Source organism: Leisingera sp. SS27 (assembly GCF_028368855.1).
Taxonomy (GTDB): Bacteria; Pseudomonadota; Alphaproteobacteria; order Rhodobacterales; family Rhodobacteraceae; genus Leisingera.
In genome coordinates this window covers 143,873-168,282 of the sequence record NZ_JAQNCY010000003.1, presented here as the reverse complement: position 1 = coordinate 168,282, position 24,410 = coordinate 143,873, and the positions used below count along the sequence as shown (strand labels likewise).

Genomic DNA, 24,410 nt, shown 5'->3' with positions numbered 1-24,410 from the left:
AAACTTGAATGATGGCCCTGAAAATCGAAATGCTGCGCGCCTTTTGCACTGTAGCCCAAACCGGCAACCTGTCTGAGGCCGCAAACAGGCTGGGCCGGACCCAGTCCGCCGTTTCAATGACTCTGAAGCAGATGGAGGACCATCTGGGTAAGAAGCTGTTCGAGGGCGAGCGCAAAAACCAGCTGTCGCCTTTGGGCGCACAGGTTTTTGAACTGGCCCAGCAGCAGGTTCGGCGCTTCGACCAAACCGTGCAAAGCATCGAATTGGCGGCAGAGGCGGCCCACGGGCTGCTGCAAATCGTCTCGGTTCCGTCGGTTGCAGCCCTGGTTTTCCCGGCTGTGCTGGAGCACATGACGGCCCGCCACCCAGGCCTCAAGGTGGAGCTTCGCGACACCGACAGCCAGGAGGTGCTGGATGCGCTGGCGGAGGGCAAGGCGGACATCGGTATTGCCTCCGGCTACCACCCGCTGAACGGCGTGAAGGCAGTTCCTTTGTTCGAGGACCGTTTTGGCCTGGTCTGTTCCACGGCACACCCTCTGTACCGGCAAAAGACTGTCCCGACGATTGCCGATGTGACCGGCGCATCCTTTGTCCGTAATGCGCTGTGCGATCTAATCAGGAATGAGCGCTTTGTCGAAGCTAGCAGCAAAGCCGATATAACGATCCACAACACCCATTCGCTGATCACCATGGTGCGGACCGGCAAATGGGTAACGGTCCTGCCGCAGACGGTTGCACGTTTCATGCCGGAGGCCACTGCGTTCCGCCCGATTGCCGACCTGCCTGACAAGCGTGCGGTTTACCTTTACCAGCGCGAGCGGTCCCGCTTTGCCGCGCTGACCGAGGAATGCTGCAATTTCATCCAGTTCTGCGACTTGTCCGGGGAACCTGGCTGAAATGCTGGCCCGCGGCCCTATGCTCAGACCGGTCAGGGTCACGCCGGTTAAGATCAGGTCAGCTGGAATGATAGAAAGGGATCTGCCCCTTCGGCGTCCCGGACCCAGCGGGCCCTGATCCCAAAGATATCCGACACCGTTTCCGGCGCCAGCGCCTGTTCCGGCGCTCCGAAGGCCGCCAGACGCCCATGCGACAGAACTGCCACCTTGTCACATGTCAGGGCCTGGTTCAGGTCATGCAGAGCCACAACGGATGTCACTTTCAGATTGCGGATGCAATTCAGGATCGACAGCTGGTGATGGATGTCCAGGTGGTTCGTCGGCTCATCCAGCAGCAAGAGCCCCGGACGCTGTGCCAAAGCGCGGGCGATGTGAAGCCGCTGGCGCTCACCACCAGACAGGGTGGACCACTCCCGGAGAGCAAAGCTTTCCATCTCCACCGTGCCCAGTGCCTTGTCCACCAGCGCAGTGTCGTCACCGCTCCAAGGGTTCAGGGCCGTCAGCCAGGGGGTACGCCCGAGTTCCACCACCGACCGGGCGGTGATGCGTTCCGCGGTTTCAGCTTGCTGTTCAACAATGGCAATCCGCTGAGCAATCTGGCGGCGGGTCAGCTGCGCCAGCGGTTTGTTTGCCAGCAGCACCTGCCCCTGTGTCGGTCTCGCGATACCGGAAAGCAGACGCATCAGGGTCGACTTGCCAGAGCCGTTGGGACCAACCAGCGCCAGCGTCTCGCCCGGCTCAACGGATAGAGACACATCCTGCAGCAGGGTTTTGCCGCGCACGGCAAAAGATAGGTTGCGGGCTTCGATCTTCATCGGGCGGCCCTTTGCCCGCGCACCAGGATCACCGCAAAGGACGGCGCGCCGATCAGCGCGGTAACGACCCCGATGGGCAGCACCTGGCCGGGGATGATGATGCGGGACACAATGTCGGCGGCAATCAGGAACACCGCGCCGGTAAGAGCTGCGGCAGGCATCAGCCTGCGGTGGCCAGGACCAACCAGAAACCGCGCTGCATGGGGGATCACAAGACCGACGAAGCCGATGGAGCCAACAATCGACACCATGACCGCGGTCATTAGCGCAGTGGCAAAAATCAGCACCACTTGCACGCGGCGGACCGGGATACCAAGCGAAGCTGCGGAATCGGCGCCAAAAGTGAAGGCGTCAAGGGCGCGGGCATGGAACCGGCAGATGATCCAGCCCGCCAGCGCCAGAGGCACCGCCAGCCACACATCCGTCCAGCGAACGCCGCTGAGGTTGCCCATCAGCCAGAACATGATGCCGCGGGCCTGATCGGCATTGGCGGACTTGGCAATGATGAAGGCGGTAAGCGCATTGAACAGCTGTGAACCGGCAATGCCCGCCAGCACGATCTGCGCCGCCGCTGCACGGTTGCCCCCTGCCCCGGCGGCGCGCGCCAGAATGGCAACAAAACCAAAGGCCAGGAGCGCCCCGTTGAAGGCGCCAAAAGACAGTGACAGGGCGCCGCCGCCCAGCCCTGCAATTGTGACAGCCACGGCGCCGGTCGAGGCGCCGGCGGAAATGCCCAGAATGTAAGGGTCCGCCAGCGCGTTGCGCAGCAGCGCCTGCAGCACCACGCCGGCCACCGCCAGGGCCGCCCCGCAGGCCGCTGCCACCAGTGCCCGCGGCAGCCGGTAGCTCCAGACAATGCCCTGGTCCACCGGATCAACCGGCAGGCCTGCGCCCGCCAGCTTGTTGGCCAGAACGGACAGGACAAGGTCGGGCGCAAGCGGGGTTTCCCCGATCATTGCGCCCGCCAGAACCGCCGCAGCCAGAACCGGCAGGGCCAGGCAAACGCCCCGGATGCCCTGCAAGGCCAGTGCGGCGGCTGCGCTCATTCGCCGTTGCCGATCGCGCTGAGTTCAGCGGCCAGGTCCTCCAGCGCCGGGATGGCGCGGATGGTGGCGTCCATTGCCTGCGCGTCCATCACCACGATGCGATCGTTCTTCACCGCGTCCATTTGGCTGGCAACCGGGTCAGTACGCAGGAATTCCAGCTTCTTTTCATAGTCGTCGGCGGCGAAGCGGCGGCGGTCCATGCGGGCGATCACGATCACCGTCGGGTTGGCCTTGGCAATGGTTTCCCAGCCAACGGTCGGCCATTCTTCGTCGGTTTCGATGACGTTTTTCAGGCCCAGCTGCTGCATCATGTAGCCCGGTGCGCCCTTTTGACCGGCTACAAACGGATCGCTCTCGATCTCGGGTGAAGAGAACCAGAACACGGCTGAGGCGTCTTCCAGCGAAACCTCCTGCGCCTTGGCCACAGCAGCGGCCTCACGTGCCTTGTAGTCGGCTACCAGCTCAGCGCCTTTTTCGGCGTCGCCGAAGATCGCCGCCAGTTCCTCGATGCCCTGATAGAGGCTGTCGGTGGTGAACATTTCGGTCCGGGTTCCGTCGCCGCCGGTGGTGTTGTCCTTGCCGACGCAATCGGCAGGCATCACATAGGTCGGTATGCCGAGGTCATGGAACTGCTCGCGCTTGGCGACCACGCCTTCTGGTCCTACATGCCATTCATACTGGGCCGCCACCAATCCAGGACGCTTGGCGACGACGCTTTCAAAGCTCGGGTCGTTGTCCGCGAGGCGTTCGACCTTGTCGTTCAGCTCAGCAAATTCGGGCAGCACATCGTTGAACCAGACCGAAGTGCCCAGCACCTTGTTTCCCAGGCCGAGCGCATAGAGCACCTCAGTTGCCGCTTGGCCGACTGTCACGGAGGACGCAACCGGCGCCTCGAAAGTGACCGTCTCGCCGCAGTTTTGAAGGGTCAGCGGGAAGTTTTCGCCCGCGGAAGCAGCCTGAGCGGCCGCAATGAAGGAAAGGCCCATCAGGCCGGAACGCAGAAACATGATTTCGATCTCCATGTGTCAATGACCGGAGAACGGGTGAAAGGGCATTGACCGGCCAGGCGAAGGCGTTTGACCCTTCTTGCAGCCTCCAATACTGGCGGCGCATCCTGCCGGCAACCTCCCCGGACAACCCCGTCCGGTGTGCTTCAGTTTTGACCGGCAGGTCTCCTGACTGGCGGGTCATTGCCTGTGCCGCCTTCCCGGACCAACAGGTCCAGTGACATCATGACACAGCACTCGCTGCCTACAGTTGCGGGGGCAGTTCCGGTTGGCGCCAGCCGGCGCCACGGATTCCCTCTTAGCCCTTGCGGGACCGGTAAAGCGCGCGTAGCGCATCACCTCTCCTGCGGCAAGAAAAACTTCACCGGAGGGCAGGTTTCCTTGTGAAACCTAAGCAGTCCGGCCTGCTGCTATGGATTTTGCAACAGAAACCCGGATGGCATCAGAGGCATTTCAAAACCCGGCGCCACCGGATGCCTCAGGCGGCATTGAAGCAACGGTCCACCAGGGCCGTTGTGTCGAGGATCAAAATCGACTCATGCATGCCGTCCACTGTTTTGTGCTGCAAACAGCCGGACACATCCTCTGCAATGCTTTTGGAGGTGCTCTGCTGGTCCAAGGGTTTCAGTTCAGCCACACGGCTTTGAGTCGTGATGATAATCTCGTCGACGGAGTCCACGAGTATTCCGAACTTCTGCGCTTCATGCCTGAAAATGAGTACCTTTTGGTCCTGCCCCGACACCGGCGGCAGACCATAAAGCATCCGGGGGTTAAACAGTGTGATCAGCTCTCCCCGTAAATTGAGAATGCCTTCGACGAAGTTAAGGGAAAACGGTGGCTCAAGCAGATCCCGGGGACGGTTGATCACCTCGCTGACCTGCGACGTGTCGAGCGCAAACTTTTTATCAAAGGTGAATTTGATGAAGGTGCGCCGTGCCGACCGCGCTTCAACTTCAGCCGCGTCATGTTCCGCCGTATCGGGTGGAAAGACTTCCTGGCAGGACTTTGCCGCGGCAAGGAAACTGGGCTCTGTCAAAAGCTTTTCCGGGTCCAGCATCATAACAATTTGATTATTCTTGTCGAGCAGGCACCCGTTCACCAGATCGCCGCGCGGCAGGGCAAGTTTGGCAAAGGGAAGCACTTCGTCCTCGAAGTACGGCAGGATACTGTCGATGGAGAAAACCATCAGCCCCACCGGCCCTTCTTCGGTTTCGATGACCAGCATTCTTCGTGCCTTGGGAATGGTCGCCCCAAGCGTGAACTTTGCTTCATCCCCCATGAAACCGCGGAAATCTATCACAGGCAGAATAACGCCGCGCAGATTGGCGGTGCCGATCACGTTGCCGCCGGCCAGCAATGACTGTTCCAGCTCAGGAACGGCTTTGACCTCCTTTACATAGCGGAGGTCAATTGCACAGGTCGTGTGGCCGGTTTGGAAAGACACGCAGGCAAGCTTTTTGCCCCTGCTGAGTTTGACGTTTTCCTTTCTCGCCTCATTGTCCGCCCGTGGCAGTTTCTCCAGGTTCAGCAATTCATGCGGGTCCAGTATCTGCACCAGCCTTTCACCGCCGTCGAATTTGAGCACCCCATCGATGACCACATCCTTTATGCCGTCGCCATTGGGGCGGAAATCCACCCGCGCCACGCCCTTTCCATTCAAAACCTCGCCAGTCCGGTCAAACAGCAGGCCAATGCAATGGGCGCCGTGTTCAATGATGGCGACTTTCCGCGCGTGCGCGGCGCCGGACTCCGGAAACTCCAGCAGGCGGCGCAAATCTATCACTGGAACAATCATGCCCCGAAGGTTGAACAGACCCAGCATAAAGGGCGGGGCAAGCGGCACCGGTGAAATATCCTCCGGTTCATTCACGATCTCCTGCAGCGCGGAGACAGGGATCGCAAATTCACTGTCATCGATCAGGAAAGACCCGTATTTGCTCGAGTTGCTGCGCTGCGCCCTGGCCGCAGGCGGCGAAGCCGTGGCCTGCGGGGCTGCTGCGCTATCCTCTGCGCCGACCACGGAACCGTCTGTTAGTCCCTGAGGAAGGATTTGCGCGCCAAGGATCAGCGGGGGCGTGGTTTCCGGTTTCATGACTGCACCCCCAAGCGCGGAATGGATTTGACAGTGAACTCGCCGCTGCTGCAGTCAATGCTCACTTGCCGCCCCTGCATACCACCGACATCCTCGTGGATATTACGGACGCCGGCATCCCGCAGGGCCCGGTAGGCGGAGCGCGCATTGATGCTCCCAACAAGCCGCTCGGGATCCGTATCTGCCGGCATCGTCATATTGGCGCCGCCAACAACAATCGCCTGGAGTTTGCGTAGATCCTTGCCGGACACCTCCATCAAGGACTGCAGCGACCTGAGCGCCTGATCAACATGCCTGCCGCTGATGGCATCTGAGGTATCCGGAGACTTGGACAGCAGGCAATGCGCCAGCCCGTAGATCCCCTTGGCGGGATTCAGGAGCCCCAACCCGATGCAGGAGCCGAGAATCGCGTTCAGCGATTGTCCTGCCCGTCCGGTTTTCACCTGGCCGATCTGCACGTGGATTTTCTGAACATCATTCACGCACATGGGCTGCTAACCCTGGCGGACGGCCGGTAGATAATTGGTGCCAGTTGCTCGAACCCGGTACGAAGATTGTTCAGTGTCTCACTTTCACCGATGAACAGAACACCATCAGGCTTGATCAGATCCCTGACATTCTGAAGAATCTTCTCTTGATCTTCGTCAGTGAAGTAAATCAGCACATTGCGCAAAAAAACGGCATCAAACGGGCTGGTGCCACCCAGCCTTTCCAGAAGATTATGCAGCTTGAACTTCAGGCGCGCCCGGATCTGCGGCACTGCCTTATACCCATCTGCATCGTTGCCTTTCATGTGGCTGGCAAACAGGTCAGGCTGTTCTTTGCGGAAACGGGCAATCGAGCGGCCGTTGTAGACCCCGGTTTGCGCCACATCCAGAACCCGCGAAGAAACATCCGTGCCAAGCACGGAATAATCGAAGCCCGGCTTTTCCAGCCGCTGCTGTTCCAGGATGGTGCCGATGGTATGGGCCTCCTCCCCGGTTGAGGCAGCAGCCGACCAGACACGCATCCGGGTGTTCCCCCCCCGCGCATGGAAGTCCGGCAGGAACACTTCCTGGAAATAGTCCCAGACCCGCGGCGTGCGGTAAAAATAAGTTTCGTTGGTGGTCACCCGGTTTGTCAGTTCCTGCATCTCTTCGGGGTCGGAAGCGAGCCGGGAGATATAAGATGCGAAACTCGGCTCATCGACCTCCCGCAGCCGCCGCCGCAAGCGGCTGACCAGCATGGTCTTGCGGGTCTCGCCGATGGTTATTCCGGTGTTCCGGTGAACGATGGCACGGAGTTTGGTAAAATCCCCATCGCTCATGCTTATGTCAGTTTCAGGTTTTCTCATCCCCGGTCCTTTCGCCAACGCAATGGATCAGCAGCCGAGCCGGCCAACTTCCGTCTTCAGTTCCTGCGCTCCGCTGTTCAGCTCCTCGGTCGCAGCGGCAATGGAGTCCGAGGCGATCACAGCTTCTTCAGACGCGTCAACAATGCTTTGGATGGCTTCGGAGACGTCCCGCGCTGCTGTCTGCTGCTCGTTTGCGGCCACTGAAATCTGGGCGATGGAATCGGTTGTATCCGAGATGCCCGTGAGGATCTTGGTGAAGGCAGCCCCAGCCTCTCTGGAGACCTCGCTGCCCTGGGTCACGCGCTTTACCGTTTCATTGATCAGCTTGCTGATTTCCTTGGCGGATTGCGACGACCGCTCCGCCAGCTTGCGCACCTCGTCAGCAACAACCGAAAAGCCCAGGCCGTGCTCGCCTGCCCGCGCCGCCTCAATCGCCGCATTGAAAGCCAGCAGGTTGGTCTGCCCGGCAATCTCGCTGATCGTCTTGACGATTTCGCTGATCTCCTCGGAGGAGGCATTGATCAGATCCATGGCCTCAATCGACCTCTCGATCGCTTTTGCCCCAAGATCAGCTTCGCCCTTGGTTTTCTGAGCTATCTCGTCGGAATGATTGCTGTTCTGTGCAATCGAGTCGATGGAGGCGCTCAGTTCCTCAACGGAGGCGCTGATTTCCTCGGTTGTGCAGCCGAGGGTCTGGGCACCGCCGGCAACCGTATGGGCCTGCTCCGAGATCTTCTTGGACTGTTCAGCAAACTGCGTTGCAATCCGGGTCACTTCCTGCGCGACCTGTTTTTCAGCAGTAATGTTGGTGGCGAATTTCACCACCTTGAAGGGTTCGCCATCGGCATTTAACACCGGGTTGTAGGAGGCGTTGATCCACACCTCATTGCCGCCCTTGCCGAAACGCTTGTATTCACCGGCTGAAAATTCGCCGGCGGCCAAATCCGCCCAGAACTTCCGGTACTCTGGCGAGCTTGTGTATTCCGGGTCGCAGAACATCCGGTGATGCTGGCCGCGGATCTCGTCGAGCGAATATCCGACGGTTGCCAGGAAGTTCTGGTTGGCGGTCAGAATTGTGCCGTCCAGTTCAAACTCGATCATGGCCTGGGCCCGGCTGATGGCGGCCATCTTGCCGTCCTGCTCAGCTGTGCGCTGTTTTTCCTCGGTGATGTTACTGGCGAATTTCACCACCTTGAAGGTCTTGCCGCCTGCGTCCAAAATCGGGTTGTAGGAGGCGTTGATCCAAACTTCGGCACCGCCCTTGCCGAAGCGTTTGAATTCGCCGGCCGCATATTCTCCTGCGGCCAGATCGGCCCAGAACTTGCTGTACTCCGCTGAACTGACATAGTCCGGATCGCAGAACATGCGGTGATGCTGGCCCACGATTTCATCCAGAGAATACCCCACCGTTGCCAGGAAGTTCTCGTTGGCATTGGTGATCTTCCCGTCCGGAGTGAATTCGATGATGGCCTGTGCCCGGTCTAGAGCGGCCAGGACCCCGGCGTTCATCCGGGCTTCTGTCACATCGTCCCATTCCAGCATATTGCCGACATATTCGCCGCCTTGATCGAAGATGCCGCCCACATTCAGCGCGAACTTAAAGTCTCCGATTGTAATGTCGGTCTTGTACGGCAGATTGGCAGGGTCAGACAGCAGCTTGCGCTGGTGGGCCGGGTTCTTGTGAAACTGGTCGATGCAGGTGCCGATGATATGGGCCGGATCGAAGTTCGGCCAGACTTGTGCAAAAGCCTCTGCACTGCGGCTCAACAACTCACGGGTCGCGGCGTTGACATCGGTGACGATAAAGTCCCGGTCAACGGTCATCATGGCGGCGGAGGCGTTCTCATACCCCGTGGTCTTGCGCAGGTTTACCTGTTCCAGCTTTTTTTGATTGGTGACATCTGTGGCAAACTTGACCACCTTGTAGGGTTTGCCGCTCCCATCAAACACTGGATTGTAGGAGGCGTTGATCCAAACCTCAGTGCCGTTTTTGCCCAGGCGTTTGTATTCGCCGGCCGAAAACTCGCCCATCGCGAGCTGAAGCCAGAAATCCCTGTATTCGTCAGACGCCGCATAGTCCGGATCGCAGAACATACGGTGGTGCTTGCCCGCAATCTCCCCCAGCGTGTAACCGACCGTAGCCAGGAAGTTCTCGTTCGCCGTTATGATTGTGCCATCCAGCTCAAACTCAATAACAGCCTGGACACGGTTTATTGCGTCCACAACCCCCTGAAGGTCGTTGCTGGCCTGACCTGTTTCCGGCGCTGCTGCCATTTCGTTCGCACCCATAGTTTCGCCTCACTCATATAAACGTTTCGAGGCCAAATTGAGGGACAGCTGTTAACAACAGGATACCGATGCACCCTGAACGTGCATTTGCGGCTGTTTTTTATTTTTAAAATACAATCTATGGAATCTTGACGGGGCGACGCACACCTTATGGCTGCGACGCCCCTTTGACTGTCTGGCGGAAACGGCGGTCAGCGGCTGCGCCAGGCCTGGGTTCTCCTCAGGATGCCCCGCGATGCGAGCAGGTGGATGATCCGCGCCAGCGCGTTGGTGTAGAAGATCATCATCCCCATCGCCGCCGCAGGGGCGATGTCGCCCGCATCATCCATGTTCAGCACCGCAATCGACGCCAGCGTGGTCTTGGGTGAATAGAGGAACACCACCGCAGACACTGTCGTCATCGCGTTCACAAAGAGGTAGATGGAGATGTCGAGCACCGCGGGAAGGCAGACTGGCACCGTAACGCGGGCAAACAGCTTCATGGTCGGCTGCTTGAGCGACGCGGCGACGGATTCAAACTCCCTGTCCATCTGCTTCAGTGCCGTGACCGCCGTCAGGTGCGACACCGTGTAGAAGTGGGTTACGGTGCAGACAACCAGGATCGCCATGGTGCCGTAGATTGCATTCAGCGGGTTGGCCGGGTTGTTGAAAAAGAAGATATAGGCCAGCCCCAGCACCATGCCCGGAATGGCCATTGGCAGCATCGCAAACATCTGGAAGATGGCGCGGCCGGTGCGGAAGCCCTTGGATTTTTCCACCAGATAAGCGCCGAAGAACACCACCGCCGTGCCGGCCACTGCCGTCATCAGCGCCAGCTTGATGGAGTTCACATAAGACCCCCAGCCGCCGCCGTCCATCTTGTCGAATTGGTAGTTGTTCAGGCTGAAGCTGAGATCGTAAGGCCAGAACTTGATCAGCGCCGCAAACTGGCACACCGCCAGCAGCCCGGCAATGAACAGGCCGATCAGGGTGCAATAGGCAAAAAAGATACGATCCATCTTCTTGTTCGGCAGCGGCTCATACGGGACCGAGCGCGCCGACAGCAACGCCACTTGTTTCGACTGCACCATGCGGTCGATGGCAAAGGCGAGGATTGCCGGGATCACCAGAACCACTGAGACCACCGCGCCCATTTCAAAGTTCTGTTGGCCGATCACCTGCTTGTAGATATCCACCGCCAGCACGTTAAACTGGCCGCCGATCACCTTGGGCAGGCCAAAGTCGGTGATCACCAGATTGAAAACCACGAAGGCTGCCGAGATCAGGCCATAGCGCGCGCCGGGCACCGTGACTGTCCAGAAGGTGCGCCAGGGGGTGGAGCGCAGGCTGGCAGCGGCCTCGTAAAGGCGCGCGTCAGAGATCGCCAGCGCAGTTGAGATGATGATGAACGCATGCGGGAAGGTGAAGAAAACCGAGCCGATCACGATGCCTATGGGGCCGTATATGCTGGCGCCGAACAGCAGTTCCTTGATCATGCCCTGGTTGCCGAACAGGTAGACCAGCGCGATACCGGGCAGCAGCGACGGCACCAGGATCGGCGCCATGGCAATCAGGCGGAACACGCCTTTGTACTTCATGCAGCTGCGGTTCAGCGCGTAGGCGAACCAGAACGCAAGCGAGACGGTGACAACGGTACTGAGCACTGCAATCCACAGCGAGTTCTTTATCGAATTGAACAGCGCAGGCGTCGAGAAGTAGGAAACGAAATTGTCCAGACCCTGCGCTTTCACGGGGCGCAGCTGCACGCGGCGGAAGGTGTTGGAATCGAGCGTAACCCATTCGGTGCCAGTTTGCAGGTTGGAGCCGATCAAGAAACGGCCGGTGCTGGAGGTATTGCGGATCTGATACATCACCGGGCTGCGGAAGCTGAAGTCCGGGAAAAAGCCAGTGACCGGCAGCCGCCCGTCGGCCCCTGTAGACAGATCGGCTTCGGCAAAGGTGGCAGTTCTGGCGTTCAGGTCCGCACCGGTCAGGATGCTGCCATCAAACGTCCCGGCCTCATCGCTGACTTGGAATTCAAACTGCGACAGCTCCACCCGGTAGGTGGAGAAGGACTTCGACAGCATCGCATAAAGCGGGAATACCAGTGACACGACCAAGTAAAGCGCGATGATGATCATGCTGCCGCGCATGATGATGTCGTCGCGGCTGAGCTTGCCTTTGACCAAAGGGCCTGCAGGCATGACGGATTGCGTGGTATCAGTCATCTGCGTTAAACCCCCTGCCCGTCTTGCGCAAAGGCCATCAGCCGGTTGTCGGGCAGTTCGATTTCCATCTGGCAGCCGGCCTCCAGATCCAGGCGCCGCACCGCGTTAATGGAGAAGTCGGCAATCAGCTCCTTGCCGCCAAAGCGTTCATTCGTCAGCCTGCAGCGCCAGAAGGAGCCGAGGAATTCCATTTCCGCCAGTTGGACGTCGATACAGTTCCGGTTGCCGCTGCTTTCCAAATAGCCGGCCTCATGCGGGATCACGTCCTCAGGCCGGATGGCGGCAATGACGGGCGTGCCATCGGCAAAGTCATGCGGCAGGCAGGCAAAGGTCTTTTCACCCACAGCCAGACGTCCCCCTTTGGCAACGGACGAGCTGATTTGATTCATCTCACCGATGAAGTCGGCCACAAAGAGGTTGGCTGGCTCCCGGTAGATCTCGGTGGGAGAGCCGACCTGTTCAATCACACCGTGGTTCATCACCACGATCCGGTCGGCCATGGCCAGCGCCTCTTCCTGGTCATGGGTCACCATAATGGTGGTCACGCCCAGCTTGCGCTGCAGTTCCTTGATCTCATGGCGCAGGTGGACGCGCACCTTGGCATCCAAGGCAGACAGCGGCTCATCCAGCAGCAAGAGGCCCGGATTGGTCGCAATGGCGCGCGCCAAGGCGATCCGCTGCTGCTGCCCCCCGGACAGCTGAGCCGGGTACTTGCGGCCCTGATCCGGCAAGCCGACCAGTTCAAGAAGTTCCGCGACGCGCGCATTGATTTCCTGCTTGCTGCGGCCCGCGTTTTCCAGGCCGAAGGCAATGTTCTTCTCAATGGTGAGGTTCGGAAACAGCGCATAGGACTGAAACACGATACCGAAATCCCGCTCTGATGGCGGCAGGTTTGATACGTCCTGATTGCCCTGGGTCACGGTGCCCTTAGATTGCAGATCCAGACCCGCAATGGCGCGCAGCAGGGTTGTCTTTCCGCAGCCGGAGGGGCCGAGGAAGCAGATGAATTCGCCCTCCGTCACGTCCAGGGAGATATCTTTGAGCGCGATGAAGCTGCCGAAGGCTTTCCAGAGGTCGCGGATGCTCAGGTAGGTTTCTTTTGGCGGGGTCATTTGAAGCACGTCGTTGGTCCTTGCATATGCCAACGCGGCACCCTGTCTTTTGTCAACGGGCGGCATGGCTCAGGGCATGGGGCAGTGAGGATGAGGAAGACAGAAGGGCGGAAGGCTAACCCGCCGCCCCCGAAAGCTTATTTCGCTTCCGACTTGCCGTCGTAGCGGGCCTGCCACTCCTTGAGGATCGCGGCACGGTTGTTGGCCGCGAACTCGAAATCATTGTCGATCATCGCGTCCAGCAGCCCTTCGGGGAAATGTTCAACCGGCTTCGCGACGCCCGGGTAAGCCACAACCGCATAGCCGGTGTTGTACATTTCGTTGGCTTCCTTGGTGACTGTGAAGTCGACAAGTGTCTGCGCCGCTTCCAGATTTGCGGTACCAGCCACGATGGCAGTTGCTTCCATGTCCCAGCCGACGCCCTCCGATGGCACAATGATCTCCAGCGGTGCGCCTGCGGCCTTGGACTTGGCACCGCGGAAGGCGAAAGAAATGCCGATCGGGATCTCGCCAGCCGCCGCCAGCTTGCAGGGCTTGGAACCGGAATGCGTGTAGCGCGCAATATTTTCATGCAGCGCGTCCATGAACTTCCAACCCTTCTTCTCTCCGAACATCTGCAGCCAGCTGGACACATCCAGGAAGCCGGTGCCGGAGGAATTCGGGTTCGGCATGATCACATGGCCGGCATACTGCGGATCGGTCAGATCCTTCCAGGACGCGGGCGGCGTCAGGCCCTGTTTCTCTGCCTCAACCGTGTTGTAGCAGACAGAGGCCACCCAGGCGTCCATGCCAACCCAGCTGGGCGGGTTGTCACCATCAACGAACTTCGGATCCAGCTGATCCACTCCGGCTGGCGCATAGGGTTCCAGCATGCCCTCGGACTTCAGCAGCAGCAGCGAGGTTGCCGCCAGCCCCCAAACCACATCCGCCTGCGGATTGTCACGCTCGGCCAACAGCTTGGCGGTGATGATCCCGGTCGAGTCGCGCACCCAGTTGATTTTGATGTCCGGATGGCTTTGGTTGAAGGTTTCGGCATAGCGGGCAAGATCTTCCGCCTCGACAGCGGTATATACCGTCAGCTCCGTTTCGGCGAAGGCCGCGCTGGCGGCCGTCATAGTAAAGGCCAGAGCGGTTAAGAAAGACGCTTTCTGTGTCATGGATTTCCTCTGTTGGTTGGGTGTTATTATTGGTCACCCTCTAACGGGGCTTTTCTGGTCTTAGTTTTTTCTTCGACTGGCAGTTTGACAGGTTTTCCCATCAATAAAAATCGGTAATACCCATCACATCATAGGCCGCGCCTATACCACTTACCTTCCCTGCGCGCCCTGTCCAGCACAGCCGCAGATCCCGCCAGTGCCACACAGATGACACACGCATTCCGGCAGGAGACAGCAATCTCGTGGCATTAAGACAAAAAGCCTTTCCGTCTCAAACGAGGGTTTTTGTGCGTTTTCTTGGATCTTTTGAGGAAATTTTCTTGAATCACCCTCAAATGTCAACATATTTCCACAATCCACCACATGACACGCCAAACTCCGAGTGATGCCTGGAACGACTATGAACAATTGGTAACTTGAGCCATTCCCTCTCCTTGCCCGCAAAAAGGCAACTCCAAGGGCATCCATTCCGGTTACCGCGGTCAGGTGCGCCGGGGTCAGCAGGACCAGGCGCCTGCGCTCCGTAAGCTGCGCGGCATGCCCTCGCCTGAAAGAGGCTGGCCAGAAAAAACTAGCTCCCGTTTGGGTTCTGGCGCGGGCCGCAACTGCCAAGTTCGATGCGCTTCCCTTGGTAATACCTCTGGCCCTGGATACGGGTTGCCTGGCCAGCGTCGCAGGCTTCCTCTTCTATCAGCTGGCCGCTGCCAGGCCCTTTCGCAAGCTCGGGTATCCGGCTGCAGTTCTGCGCCTTTCTCTCTGCGAAACCGTTTTCCTGATCGAGGCAGCCGCCGGCAATGCCTTGAACTGGCTGGTCCAGCAGGTCGATGCGGGCCCGCCGGGTTTGCAGAGGTGGCCTCCGCTGTGCAGTGGTGCGCCGGCTGGCTTGCCGTTACCCCCACCCTTTCTGCCTGCCCTATCTGGCCCGGTCGCACGGTCCGTCTTTGTTGAGAAACGATTAAAACTGACGATTGTGCAGGCGCTGCACGACCCCGTGCCGGATCTAGGCCGCTAGGACTAAGACAAGCTCAAAACACACCGCAAGCGCCGGACCGTTATGCCGACACTGCGGTTCTAAGCAAAAGAAATCTCAGACTGAAACACCAGGCGCACCGATAGTAGACTAGGATTTGCACTCCCAGGCGCGCTTGACCAGGCGGTCCTTGCGGTCGAACCAGTAATTTTGCTCATTTCCGCTCAACCTGTCAGGGTTACGGACGACAGCGTCGGCCTGTGCGATCGCCTGAGGCAACTCCCTGCACGGATAGTATTCCGGCGGCGTGACTTCAGGAGCCTGCTCACCTTCGAATTCCTCGCATCCAGACAGAATTAAGCCCGCTGCAGCTGCTGCCAAAAAGTTTGCCACTTTCATCTGATAACCCTTTTCTACTCTCTGAAATTTCCAAGTCCCATTCGGTTGCACGCCTAACTGCCCCATTAACGCCGCCAGTTTCGCCACTTGGCGAACCGCGGCCTCCAAAGGCAAACGGCGCGGATCCTCTTAATCTTCTAGTTTAGCTGGAGTTTTATTTTGACAAGTCAAACCAAAGGCCAGAGAAGAAGGTGGAAGAAAGCACGCATTAACCCGGTTCAATTTGAAGACTTCCAGATGCCGGCTCGCGCAGCGTAGCTGCGTAAAGGCATTGCCTGCGAAAGAGGGGCGGTAAAAGCTGAGCGCTTCGTTCCTCAGGCATCACACGGCAACGGCGATCTTTAGGCACATTTAATCGCCCTTAAGGGCGGCGGCCGGGATCTTGCAGCCCTTCCAAAAGTGGTAGTCCGGCACGATTAAGTATTAGAGGCGCTGCTTATTCTTGATGGGGCGCACCCCGCTCCTATCGTTTTTCCTGAGGCGCGCAGATATTGTAAAACGCAACGCAATTAAGTTTGTCCAAATGCGCTGGTTCATAAGCGTTAAAGCAAGACCAGCCGGAAATAGGAACACCGCCGTATCAGGCGGAAATTCAGGGACCGAAACTCCCTGCAATCGTATTGCGGTGCTGTACCAAATGGGGGTTAGGTACATGACGCTGCCAAATGGGAATAAGCGTGCGGTGCACACGCCGGTAAAACCGTGTTTGCCTTTGCGCAAAACGGTCCTGGTTACCGGCGGCGCAGGCTTTCTGGGATCGCAACTGTGTGCCCGCAAGCTCGAGCAGGGCCATCAGGTGATTTGCCTGGACAACCTGCAAACCGGCCGGATGCGCAATATCACCCCGCTGATGTCGCACCGCAGTTTCCGCTTTATCGAGCATGACGTTATTACCCCCTACCAGCTCAAGGGACCGGTGCATCAGATATTCAATCTCGCCTGCCCCGCGTCTCCGCCGAAGTACCAGATGGACCCTATACACACCTTTAAAACCAGCGTGATGGGGGCAATGAACGCATTGGATCTGGCCCGGGAAAAGGGTGCCAAAGTATTTCAGGCGTCGACCTCCGAAATCTATGGTGATCCTGAGATCAGCCCTCAGCCGGAAGGATACCGCGGCAGCGTCAACACCTTTGGCCCCCGCGCCTGCTATGACGAAGGCAAGCGAGCAGCGGAAACGCTTTTCCATGACTATTACCACCGTTACGGCGTGCAGATTTCCATCGCCCGGATATTCAACACTTATGGCCCCTACATGGATCCGCAGGATGGCCGTGTGGTGTCCAATTTCATCACCCAGGCGCTGAGGGGCGAAGACATAACCGTGTATGGCGGCGGCAGGCAGACGCGGTCTTTCTGCTATGCCGGCGACCTGCTGGACGCCATCGAAGCCCTGATGGACCTGAATGAAACCGCGCCTGCGCCGGTCAATCTGGGTAATCCGGGAGAATTCACAGTGCTTGAACTGGCCCGAAAGGTCTGCGCATTGACCGGCACAAGGTCGCAATTGGTGTTCAAGGATTTACCGCAGGACGACCCGAAGCAGCGCAAGCCAGACATCAGCTTTGCCACGGCCAAACTCGGCTGGCACCCAAAAGTGCGCCTGAAAGACGGGCTGCGCCGGACCATCCGCCACTTTCAGGCGGAAATGGCAGAGACAGATCACATTTCAGCGGCGGCGCGCTGATGGCGCTGCGGTTCCCCATACTCGTGACAGGCGGTGCCGGCTTCATTGGCAGCCACGCATGCAAAGCCCTGAGCCAGGCGGGATACCTGCCGGTAACGGTGGACAATTTGAGCACCGGTCATGCCGATGCGGTCAAGTGGGGACCTTTGGTAAACGCAGACGTGCGCGATCAGACAGCCTTGTGCCGAACCATCCGCGAGCATGATGTCGAAGCTGTGATACATTTTGCTGCTTCCGCGTATGTCGGAGAGTCGATGACGCGGCCGGCGTTCTACTACGACAACAATGCCGGGGGCATGATCGCATTAATCAACGCCTGCATCAGCACAGGAGTAAAGCAAATCGTGTTCTCCTCCAGCTGTGCGACCTATGGCATCCCTGCTGGCGGCCCGATCCGCGAGACCACCCCACAGGCGCCAATCAACCCCTATGGCCGCAGCAAGCTGATGTGCGAGGAGATGCTGCGCGATTGTTCTTCCGGCCATGGACTGCGGTTTGCAGCGTTGCGGTATTTCAATGCTGCCGGTGCAGACCCCGAGGGTGAGCTATGCGAGCGCCATGACCCGGAAACCCATCTGCTGCCTTTGGCGCTGCAGGCGGCTTCCGGCCAGCGCGGGCCCCTGCAGGTTTTTGGAACGGATTACTGCACGCGCGACGGCAGCTGCGAGCGGGATTACATTCATGTCAGCGACTTGGCCCGCGGCCATGTCCTGGCGGCAGACTATCTGGCCGCGGGCGGCCCCAGCACCGCCCTGAACCTGGGCAGCGGCACCGGCCACACGGTCTTTGAAGTACTGGCCGCTATTCAAAGGGTAACGGGGGCGCCAGTCCCGCATGAACTGGTAGGTCGCCGCCCCGGCGACCCGCCTTCGCTGACGGCGGACGCGGAGCTTGCGGCAAAAACGCTGGGCTTTCGAACCGAACATTCCGGGCTGGACCAGATCATCAGCGATGCCGCCCCGTCCTTTGGGCTGGCAGACGCGAGAAAGGCACGCCATGGGCGCCATGCTGCGGAATAACCGGGCCTCAGCCCGCCGCAAGCCCGGCTGTGACGGGGCTGCCGCTGCAGTGTTTGCCTTATGGCTGCTGGCGGCGGCCTATTTCTGGCACTGGTGGCTTCTGCCTGGCCACAATATCGGCACAGGGCGCTATGTTACGGTCTCACTGGCCATCTTATGGCTCTACTTCCTGCAGGCGTATTTCATGCTGTTCTTCCTGAACGGCACACGCCGCCGCCGGCGGCCTGCACTGCAAGGGCCGATGCGGGTGGCAATGGTCACCACCAAGACACCAGCAGAACCCCTGGCAGTGCTGAAAGAGACCCTCTCCGCCATGCTTGCGCAAGGACCGCCGCATGATACCTGGCTGGCCGATGAAGATCCGGACGAGGAAACCCGCGCCTGGTGCGCGGCTCATGGAGTCAGGATCTCCACCCGCAAAGGAGTTGATGCCTATCACCGCAAGGAGTGGCCGCGCAGAACCCGATGCAAGGAAGGAAACCTGACCTATTTTTACGACCTTTACGGCTACGAGGCATACGACATCGTCTCCCAGCTCGACGCTGACCATGTGCCTCAGTCCAGGTATCTGGAAGCCGTTCTGAACAGTTTCGATGACCCTGAAACGGGTTATGTCAGCGCTCCGTCAATTTGCAGCAGCAATGCAAACGAGAGCTGGGCCGCAAGGATGCGGCTGTACGCTGAAGCGCCGTTCCATGGGGGCATCCAGCTTGGCTACAGCACCGGATGGGCGCCGATGTGTATTGGGTCGCACTATGCCGTGCGCACGCGCGCGCTGCGGCAGGCTGGCGGTCTGGGACCGGAGCTGGCGGAAGATCATTCCACAACGATGCTGATGAACTCCGCAGGATGGCGCGGCACACATGCCGCAGATGCCATAGCACATGGCGCCGGACCGGCCTGCATGGCCGATCTGGCCACCCAGGAGTTCCAATGGTCGCGCAGCCTGACAACGCTGCTGCTGAGCTATACCCCGCGCTACCTGAGGGGATTGCCGCCGCGGCTTCGGTTTCAGTTTCTGCTGTGCCAGCTGTGGTATCCGCTTTTCGCGCTGTTCATGGCTTTGATGTACATGTTCCCCATTGCCGCGCTTTTGTTTGATATCAGGTTCGCCGGAGTGACCTTCATCGGGTTTGTTCTGCACGCGCTGCCGTCGACCGCCGCAGTTATCCTGTTCGTCTATTTGATGCGGGCGCGGGATACTCTGAGACCATATGATGCAAAGGTGCTCAGCTGGGAACGCGCCCTGTTTCCCTGCGCGCAATGGCCCTGGGTTTTGCTGGGCTGCGGCACCGCCGTTGCTGATCGGCTTCGCGGCGGATTTGTCGATTTCCGTGTAACACCAAAGGGCGGCGACAAGGCCCCCCCGGTGCCATTGCGGGTCCTGCTGCCTTACCTGCTGCTGGCCATAGGAGCAGCGCTGCCGCCGCTTTTTGTCCACGACTTGGAACAGGCGGCGGGCTTTGTGGTGCTGAGCCTGCTGAACGCCGCCGTTTACACGCTGCTGTTCACCGTGATCGCGATCCAGCATCTGCGGGAGAACCGCATTTCACCGTTCAAGTGGCCGCTTGCCTCCGCCTTTCAGGCCTCCGCAAGTGCGGCGCTTGTCGTTGTGATCGCTGCTGCGCTTGGCGGTCAGGGCGCACACAGCCTTTATGCGCTGTCCTATGGAAGCGGCGTATTCACCCCATACACACCCAAATACATCGTGTCCGGCGCGGGTCTCGGCCCGCCGGGCACAGTTACCTACGAAATGAACCTGGAATGGCCGGGGAAATCCCTGTTCCAGCAGAAAATGGAGTAGACCATGTCCTATCGAAACCGGCACCTCCTGATCACCGCCGCCGCGGCTGCAACATTCCTTGGCTCTGCGCTGCAATCCTTCCCTCCGCCACCGGGTGATTTTCCCTTTGGTGTCTATGATCCGGACGGAGATTTCTCTGACGAACAGAATGTTCAGATCGAACATCTGTTCCTGCCGTGGGAAGACTTGTTCCTGGGGTCACTGATAGAGGCCGATAAATACGCCAAGGAACGCAACCGCGATGTGCTTGTCACGATTGAACCCTGGACATGGACCCGCGACGCCCGCAACACACCGCAACGTCTGATCCGCGGCATCCGGGACGGAACATACGACGGCAACATGGCTGCGATATGTGAAGTTCTGAACGAGTTCGAAAGCAAGGTCACTGTCCGCTGGGCGCAGGAAATGGACGATGACAGCGGTCAGTTCATCTGGGCTCAATGGCAGCCGGAAACGTATATTTACGCCTTCAAGCGCATGATTGACATCTGCCGGAACAAGGCACCGGAGATAGATGTTATGTGGTCTCCGCTGGGGTATGAGAACCTGCAGGACTATTATCCCGGCGACGATTACGTCGATATCATCGGACTCTCGGTTTTTGGCCTGCAGCCCTGGGAGCAGATCTACCGGGGCGGCGAGATGAGTTTTGATGACATTTTTGCTCCCCGCTATGAGCGCGTGAAAGGTTACGGCAAGCCCGTCATGGTGGCTGAACTTGGCTACTCGGGCGATGAAACCTACGTCGCACGCTGGGAGCAGAACGTGCGCCGGGACAAGAGCGGCTACCCGGCCCTGACAGGTGTCGTCTATTTCAACCAGCAGGAAGTTTATCCGTGGCCTGATGGTTTCGGCCTGCCCGATTGGCGAGTAGAGCACAGAGTGCGCATAGAAACCGCCGGAAACTAGGCCACGCTGCATCCCGACCAATTGCGCAACTGGCTGACTGGGAAAGCCTGCTGCTCAGAGGTTTTTTGGAACTCTTTGATTTTGATGGCGATATTGTGCAACACAGCACAGTTGCAGGGGCATTGAGCGGATTTCCGCACAATTGCGTTGAAAAAAAATGTCAAGGCCTCTAAAAATTACTTGCTGCGCAGACCGCGCGGTGAGTGACATGGCCGTTTGGCTGCCGCGTGCCGTTCAGGCACTAAAGAGCAGCCCGGGGTCGATGAGGACGAGGTGCAGTTCATGTACGCAGTATCTGCGGAGTCCCGGCGCACGCCGGTCTTTTTTCATGTGGTTAAATTTGCCTGCGCGGCGGCTCTGGGCCTTGCCGTCAGCCTGAGCAGCGCAAGTGCTCAGGGCGGCAAAACCGACGCCGGAGAAACAAAACTGGCAAAGGGAACTTACGTTTGTTCTCCCAGCGGGTTTGGACAGAAATCCAGGTGCTATCGACGTTAACAGCCTTAGGCTGCATTAGTGGTGATATGCCTTCAGGCCGCTGAACAGGTTGTCCCCCGGACGACGCGTTCCAACCTGCAGCGCAGCCTGAACTGCTCACGCGTTTCTGAAGTGATGTATGCTGTAAATCGCTGCCCTGCGAGCGTTCCGATGGTTTCAGCTGGTATACGGATGGTGGTCAGCCCAGGTTCGATATCCGCGGATCCCTTGAAATCGCCGATCCCAATGATTGACACGTCCCCGGGCACCCGAAGGCCGCAATTTTGCGCGCCGTAAACGGCGCCTTGAGCGATCACGTCATTGCCGCACAACAGTGCCGTGAGCCTGGCCGGCCCCGAGAGAAGCCTGATCGCCGCCTGCTTTGCCTGCGCCACACTGTAAGGGGCTTCTGACATGCGGTCTTCGGGAACAGACACACCTCCTTTCTGAAGAGTCTCCAAAGCCGACGATAATCTGTACTGGGCCCGGTCATTGCCGCGAGTGTCCGGAAAGATCAGACCGATGTCCCGATGGCCCAGCTCCAGCAAGTGCTCCGCCGCCATCCGCCCGGCCAGACGGTTATCAGCGCCAACACAGGGCAATTCGGAATCCTCGGTATAGTTCCAGATCGCCATCGCAGGCGTTTCCTGCTGCGCAATCAGCCGGGACGTGGCCGCCGAGTGCTGCAGCCCGATAAGCGCCACACCGTCCACCCGGTGCTCCATCAGCTTGCGCACCATCTCGTATTCGCGGTCCAGGTCATACCCGTGCGAGGCCAGCAGCAGGGTGAACCCTTCCTGGTCAATGGCGTCTGAGAAGGCCTGGATCACCTCGGCGAAAATCGCGTGGTTGATGGTCGGCACCACCAGCCCGATGGTGCCGGAGCGCTTGCCGTGCATCATCTGCGCCGCGCGGTTCCTGACATAGCCCAGTTTCTGCACCGCGCGATTGATCTTCTTGCGAGTCGCCGGGCTCACCAGATCGGGATGATTGAAGGTGCGCGACACCGTGGAAGGCGACACTTTGGCAGCCTTTGCCACAGCCACGATATCCACATTACCCTTTTGTTTCGGCGCCACAATCTCCCCTCCTCCGGCAAGATTTATGAAAACGTTTGCAATACTATTTTCATGGCCTAACCTGTTTTGTCAACAAAAGCAAAAGCGCGATCAGCCGGGTTGGGAGGCCCTGAATGGAGTTCATTTATTACTTCGGAGACGTGTTCTCGCCGCTGTCATTCCTGCTGCTTCTGGGCGGTACCATCGGCGGGCTGATCCTGGGGGCAACTCCGGGACTTTCCCCGACAATGGCAGTGGCGCTGCTGATCCCCTTCACCTTCCACCTGGAGGCGGTTCAGGGCCTGATCCTTTTGGGTGCCGCCTATACCTCTACTGTGGCGGGGGGCGCGGTCAGCGCGATCCTGCTGAAAATCCCCGGCGCGCCCGCCAATATCGCCACCACGCTGGACGGCCACAAGATGGCCAAGCAGGGCCAGGGCGCCAAGGCGCTGCAGCTGTCCTTCCTCGCCTCTGCCGCGGGCGGTATCTTCGGCGTGCTCCTGCTGATTTTCCTGACCCCGCTGCTGGCTGAGTGGGCTCTGGCTTTCGGCCCCTCGCACCTGTTCTGGCTGGCAATCCTGGGCGTCACCGTGATCGGCTCGCTGGATTCGGCCTCTGTCGTGAAGGGGCTGCTGTCGGGTTGCATCGGGTTGTGGCTGGCGACCATCGGCTTTGACGACATCATGGGTGCCCAGCGCTTTATCTTCCACCCGTCACTGGGCGGCGGCATCAACATCATTGCAGCCCTCATCGGCCTGTTTGCCATCCCGCAGGTGCTGACCATGTTTGCCAAGGGCCGCCGCACGGAGGGCGCCGAAGTGATCGAGGTGCAGAAACATTCCGTCCTCGACGCCACACGTGAACTGCTGCGCTGCCCACGCGCGCTTGGCATCGGCACCATCACCGGCTCCGTCATCGGACTGATACCCGGCGTCGGCGGCCAGATCGCCGGGCTCGTGGCCTATGACCAGACCAAGAAGTTTTCTTCCGAGAAGGAGAAATTCGGCAAGGGCCACAGCGAAGGCGTGATCGCCGCAGAGGCCGCCAACAACGCCATGGTCGGCCCGTCGCTGGTGCCGCTCTTGACGCTGTCGATCCCCGGCAGCCCCACCGCCGCCGTGCTGTTGGGCGGGTTGCTGATCCACGGCATTTTCCCCGGCTCCGATCTGTTCGACAATCACCCGGATGTGGCCTGGACCTTCATCAACTCGATGCTGGTGGGCCAGGTCCTGATGTGCCTCTTCGGTCTGTACATCGCCGGTCTTGCCGCCCGCGTTGCCCAGGTGCCGCAATCGGTGATGGCTGCCATCGTGCTGGCCCTGTCGGTCTTCGGAGCCTACTCGGTGCAAAGCTCCATGGGAGACGTCTATGTCATGGCCTGCCTCGGCATTGGTATGTATTTCCTGGAGCGTTTCGGCTTTTCCGCTGCGCCGCTGGTGCTTGGTCTGATCCTGGGCCCGATTGCCGAGGCGAATTTCATCCAGGGCGGCATGATCGCCGACGCCACCGTGGGCAAGGCCAGCTACTTCCTGACCGGCGGGCTGAACATCTTCCTGATCGCCGTGGTCGCCGCCTCCATCGCCTACTCGGCCTGGATGGAACTGCGCAGCCGCCGGTACACCACCAAAGAGGAGGCGCAGGCATGAACCGGTCTCAGCACATTGTTGGCTCCGGCCTGGTCTTTGCCGTAGGCATTTGGGTCGCCTGGGTCAGCTTTACGCAAGAGCCTGCCGAGGCCTTCCTGTTCCCGCGCCTGATCGCATCGGTGTTCGTGGTGCTGGCAGGCTGGACCTTCGGCAAAGCCGTCATGGGACTTAGCAAGGTCGGCTCGGGCATCTCACGCACCATGTTCCTGAACATGGTGCCGGGGCTGGCTCTGATGCTGGTCTATGTTTTCTGGGCCGCCAAGGCGCTGGGGTTCTACACCGCCACCGCCATCGGCTTTTTCATCCTGCTGTCGCTCTACGATCCCGCGCCGCACTCCGAAGGCAAGACATGGGTCAAGCGGGCGCTGATCACGGGCGTATTCGTGGCGGTGATGTACGGCCTCTTTGCCAAGCTGCTGAGCGTCTACACGCCGCGGGAAATTCTGTTCTGACCGCCTGAACCCGGTCCGATACCATTAGGGAGGAG

18 protein-coding genes, 1 pseudogene and 1 riboswitch are annotated in these 24,410 nt (G+C 59.4%); of the genes and pseudogenes, 7 read left to right on the top strand and 12 right to left on the bottom strand.

Annotated elements, in window-relative coordinates:
- Positions 1 to 8: 8 nt before the first annotated feature.
- Entirely contained in the window at positions 9 to 896 is an 888-nt protein-coding gene (locus N6L27_RS08795) for a LysR family transcriptional regulator (protein WP_334312493.1), read from the top strand.
- Between the two features lie 304 nt (positions 897 to 1,200).
- Here N6L27_RS08795 and N6L27_RS08790 read toward each other — a convergent pair.
- From N6L27_RS08790 to N6L27_RS08740, 11 genes and pseudogenes are all read right to left on the bottom strand, one after another.
- Positions 1,201 to 1,711 (bottom strand): annotated as a pseudogene (locus tag N6L27_RS08790) (ABC transporter ATP-binding protein); the annotation flags it as partial.
- Positions 1,708 to 2,757: a FecCD family ABC transporter permease gene (locus N6L27_RS08785; RefSeq protein ID WP_271906869.1), complete on the bottom strand. Its 1,050-nt coding sequence runs from the start codon at positions 2,755 to 2,757 to the stop codon at positions 1,708 to 1,710. The pseudogene N6L27_RS08790 and the gene N6L27_RS08785, both read right to left, overlap by 4 nt.
- Positions 2,754 to 3,764: an ABC transporter substrate-binding protein gene (locus N6L27_RS08780; RefSeq protein WP_271906868.1), complete on the bottom strand. Its 1,011-nt coding sequence runs from the start codon at positions 3,762 to 3,764 to the stop codon at positions 2,754 to 2,756. The genes N6L27_RS08785 and N6L27_RS08780 overlap by 4 nt, the downstream gene beginning before the upstream one ends.
- Before the next feature lie 141 nt (positions 3,765 to 3,905).
- Positions 3,906 to 4,097, bottom strand: a riboswitch (cobalamin riboswitch).
- Positions 4,098 to 4,242: 145 nt separating this feature from the next.
- On the bottom strand, positions 4,243 to 5,856 hold the full coding sequence (locus tag N6L27_RS08775) for a chemotaxis protein CheW (RefSeq protein ID WP_271906867.1): 1,614 nt from the start codon (positions 5,854 to 5,856) through the stop codon (positions 4,243 to 4,245).
- On the bottom strand, positions 5,853 to 6,314 hold the full coding sequence (locus N6L27_RS08770; RefSeq protein ID WP_271906866.1) for a chemotaxis protein CheD: 462 nt from the start codon (positions 6,312 to 6,314) through the stop codon (positions 5,853 to 5,855). Before N6L27_RS08770 ends, N6L27_RS08775 begins: the two co-directional genes overlap by 4 nt.
- A gap of 20 nt (positions 6,315 to 6,334) precedes the next feature.
- Positions 6,335 to 7,162, bottom strand: a complete 828-nt coding sequence (locus N6L27_RS08765) for a CheR family methyltransferase (protein WP_271906864.1) — start codon at positions 7,160 to 7,162, stop codon at positions 6,335 to 6,337.
- A gap of 54 nt (positions 7,163 to 7,216) precedes the next feature.
- Complete coding sequence (locus N6L27_RS08760) at positions 7,217 to 9,478, bottom strand: methyl-accepting chemotaxis protein (protein WP_271906863.1); 2,262 nt, start codon at positions 9,476 to 9,478, stop codon at positions 7,217 to 7,219.
- A gap of 191 nt (positions 9,479 to 9,669) precedes the next feature.
- Entirely contained in the window at positions 9,670 to 11,685 is a 2,016-nt protein-coding gene (locus tag N6L27_RS08755) for a putative 2-aminoethylphosphonate ABC transporter permease subunit (RefSeq protein WP_271906862.1), read from the bottom strand.
- 5 nt (positions 11,686 to 11,690) lie between these two features.
- A complete protein-coding gene (locus N6L27_RS08750; RefSeq protein ID WP_271906861.1) occupies positions 11,691 to 12,797 on the bottom strand; it encodes a putative 2-aminoethylphosphonate ABC transporter ATP-binding protein in 1,107 nt (368 codons plus the stop codon).
- A 137-nt stretch (positions 12,798 to 12,934) separates the two neighbouring features.
- Complete coding sequence (locus N6L27_RS08745; protein ID WP_271906860.1) at positions 12,935 to 13,954, bottom strand: putative 2-aminoethylphosphonate ABC transporter substrate-binding protein; 1,020 nt, start codon at positions 13,952 to 13,954, stop codon at positions 12,935 to 12,937.
- 1,120 nt (positions 13,955 to 15,074) lie between these two features.
- Positions 15,075 to 15,410: a hypothetical protein gene (locus tag N6L27_RS08740; protein ID WP_271906859.1), complete on the bottom strand. Its 336-nt coding sequence runs from the start codon at positions 15,408 to 15,410 to the stop codon at positions 15,075 to 15,077.
- 358 nt (positions 15,411 to 15,768) lie between these two features.
- On the opposite strand from N6L27_RS08740, the gene N6L27_RS08735 reads away from it, so the two are divergent.
- From N6L27_RS08735 to N6L27_RS08720, 4 genes are read left to right on the top strand one after another with little or no spacing between them, the layout of a single operon-like run.
- The gene (locus N6L27_RS08735; protein ID WP_442915741.1) at positions 15,769 to 17,010 is read left to right on the top strand and encodes a UDP-glucuronic acid decarboxylase family protein; all 1,242 of its coding nucleotides are present in this window, start codon (positions 15,769 to 15,771) and stop codon (positions 17,008 to 17,010) included.
- Entirely contained in the window at positions 17,010 to 18,029 is a 1,020-nt protein-coding gene (gene galE / locus N6L27_RS08730) for a UDP-glucose 4-epimerase GalE (protein WP_442915740.1), read from the top strand. Before N6L27_RS08735 ends, galE begins: the two co-directional genes overlap by 1 nt.
- The gene (locus tag N6L27_RS08725; RefSeq protein ID WP_271906858.1) at positions 18,016 to 19,833 is read left to right on the top strand and encodes a glycosyltransferase family 2 protein; all 1,818 of its coding nucleotides are present in this window, start codon (positions 18,016 to 18,018) and stop codon (positions 19,831 to 19,833) included. The genes galE and N6L27_RS08725 overlap by 14 nt, the downstream gene beginning before the upstream one ends.
- A 3-nt stretch (positions 19,834 to 19,836) precedes the next feature.
- Positions 19,837 to 20,745, top strand: a complete 909-nt coding sequence (locus tag N6L27_RS08720) for a glycoside hydrolase family 26 protein (RefSeq protein ID WP_271906857.1) — start codon at positions 19,837 to 19,839, stop codon at positions 20,743 to 20,745.
- Positions 20,746 to 21,272: 527 nt separating this feature from the next.
- Here the strand turns inward: N6L27_RS08720 and N6L27_RS08715 are convergent.
- Positions 21,273 to 22,298 carry a LacI family DNA-binding transcriptional regulator gene (locus N6L27_RS08715; protein WP_271906856.1) on the bottom strand — a complete coding sequence of 342 codons (1,026 nt, stop codon included), beginning with the start codon at positions 22,296 to 22,298 and terminating at the stop codon, positions 21,273 to 21,275.
- Between the two features lie 113 nt (positions 22,299 to 22,411).
- On the opposite strand from N6L27_RS08715, the gene N6L27_RS08710 reads away from it, so the two are divergent.
- A complete protein-coding gene (locus N6L27_RS08710; RefSeq protein WP_271906855.1) occupies positions 22,412 to 23,923 on the top strand; it encodes a tripartite tricarboxylate transporter permease in 1,512 nt (503 codons plus the stop codon).
- On the top strand, positions 23,920 to 24,375 hold the full coding sequence (locus N6L27_RS08705; protein ID WP_271906854.1) for a tripartite tricarboxylate transporter TctB family protein: 456 nt from the start codon (positions 23,920 to 23,922) through the stop codon (positions 24,373 to 24,375). The genes N6L27_RS08710 and N6L27_RS08705 overlap by 4 nt, the downstream gene beginning before the upstream one ends.
- Positions 24,376 to 24,410: the final 35 nt, after the last annotated feature.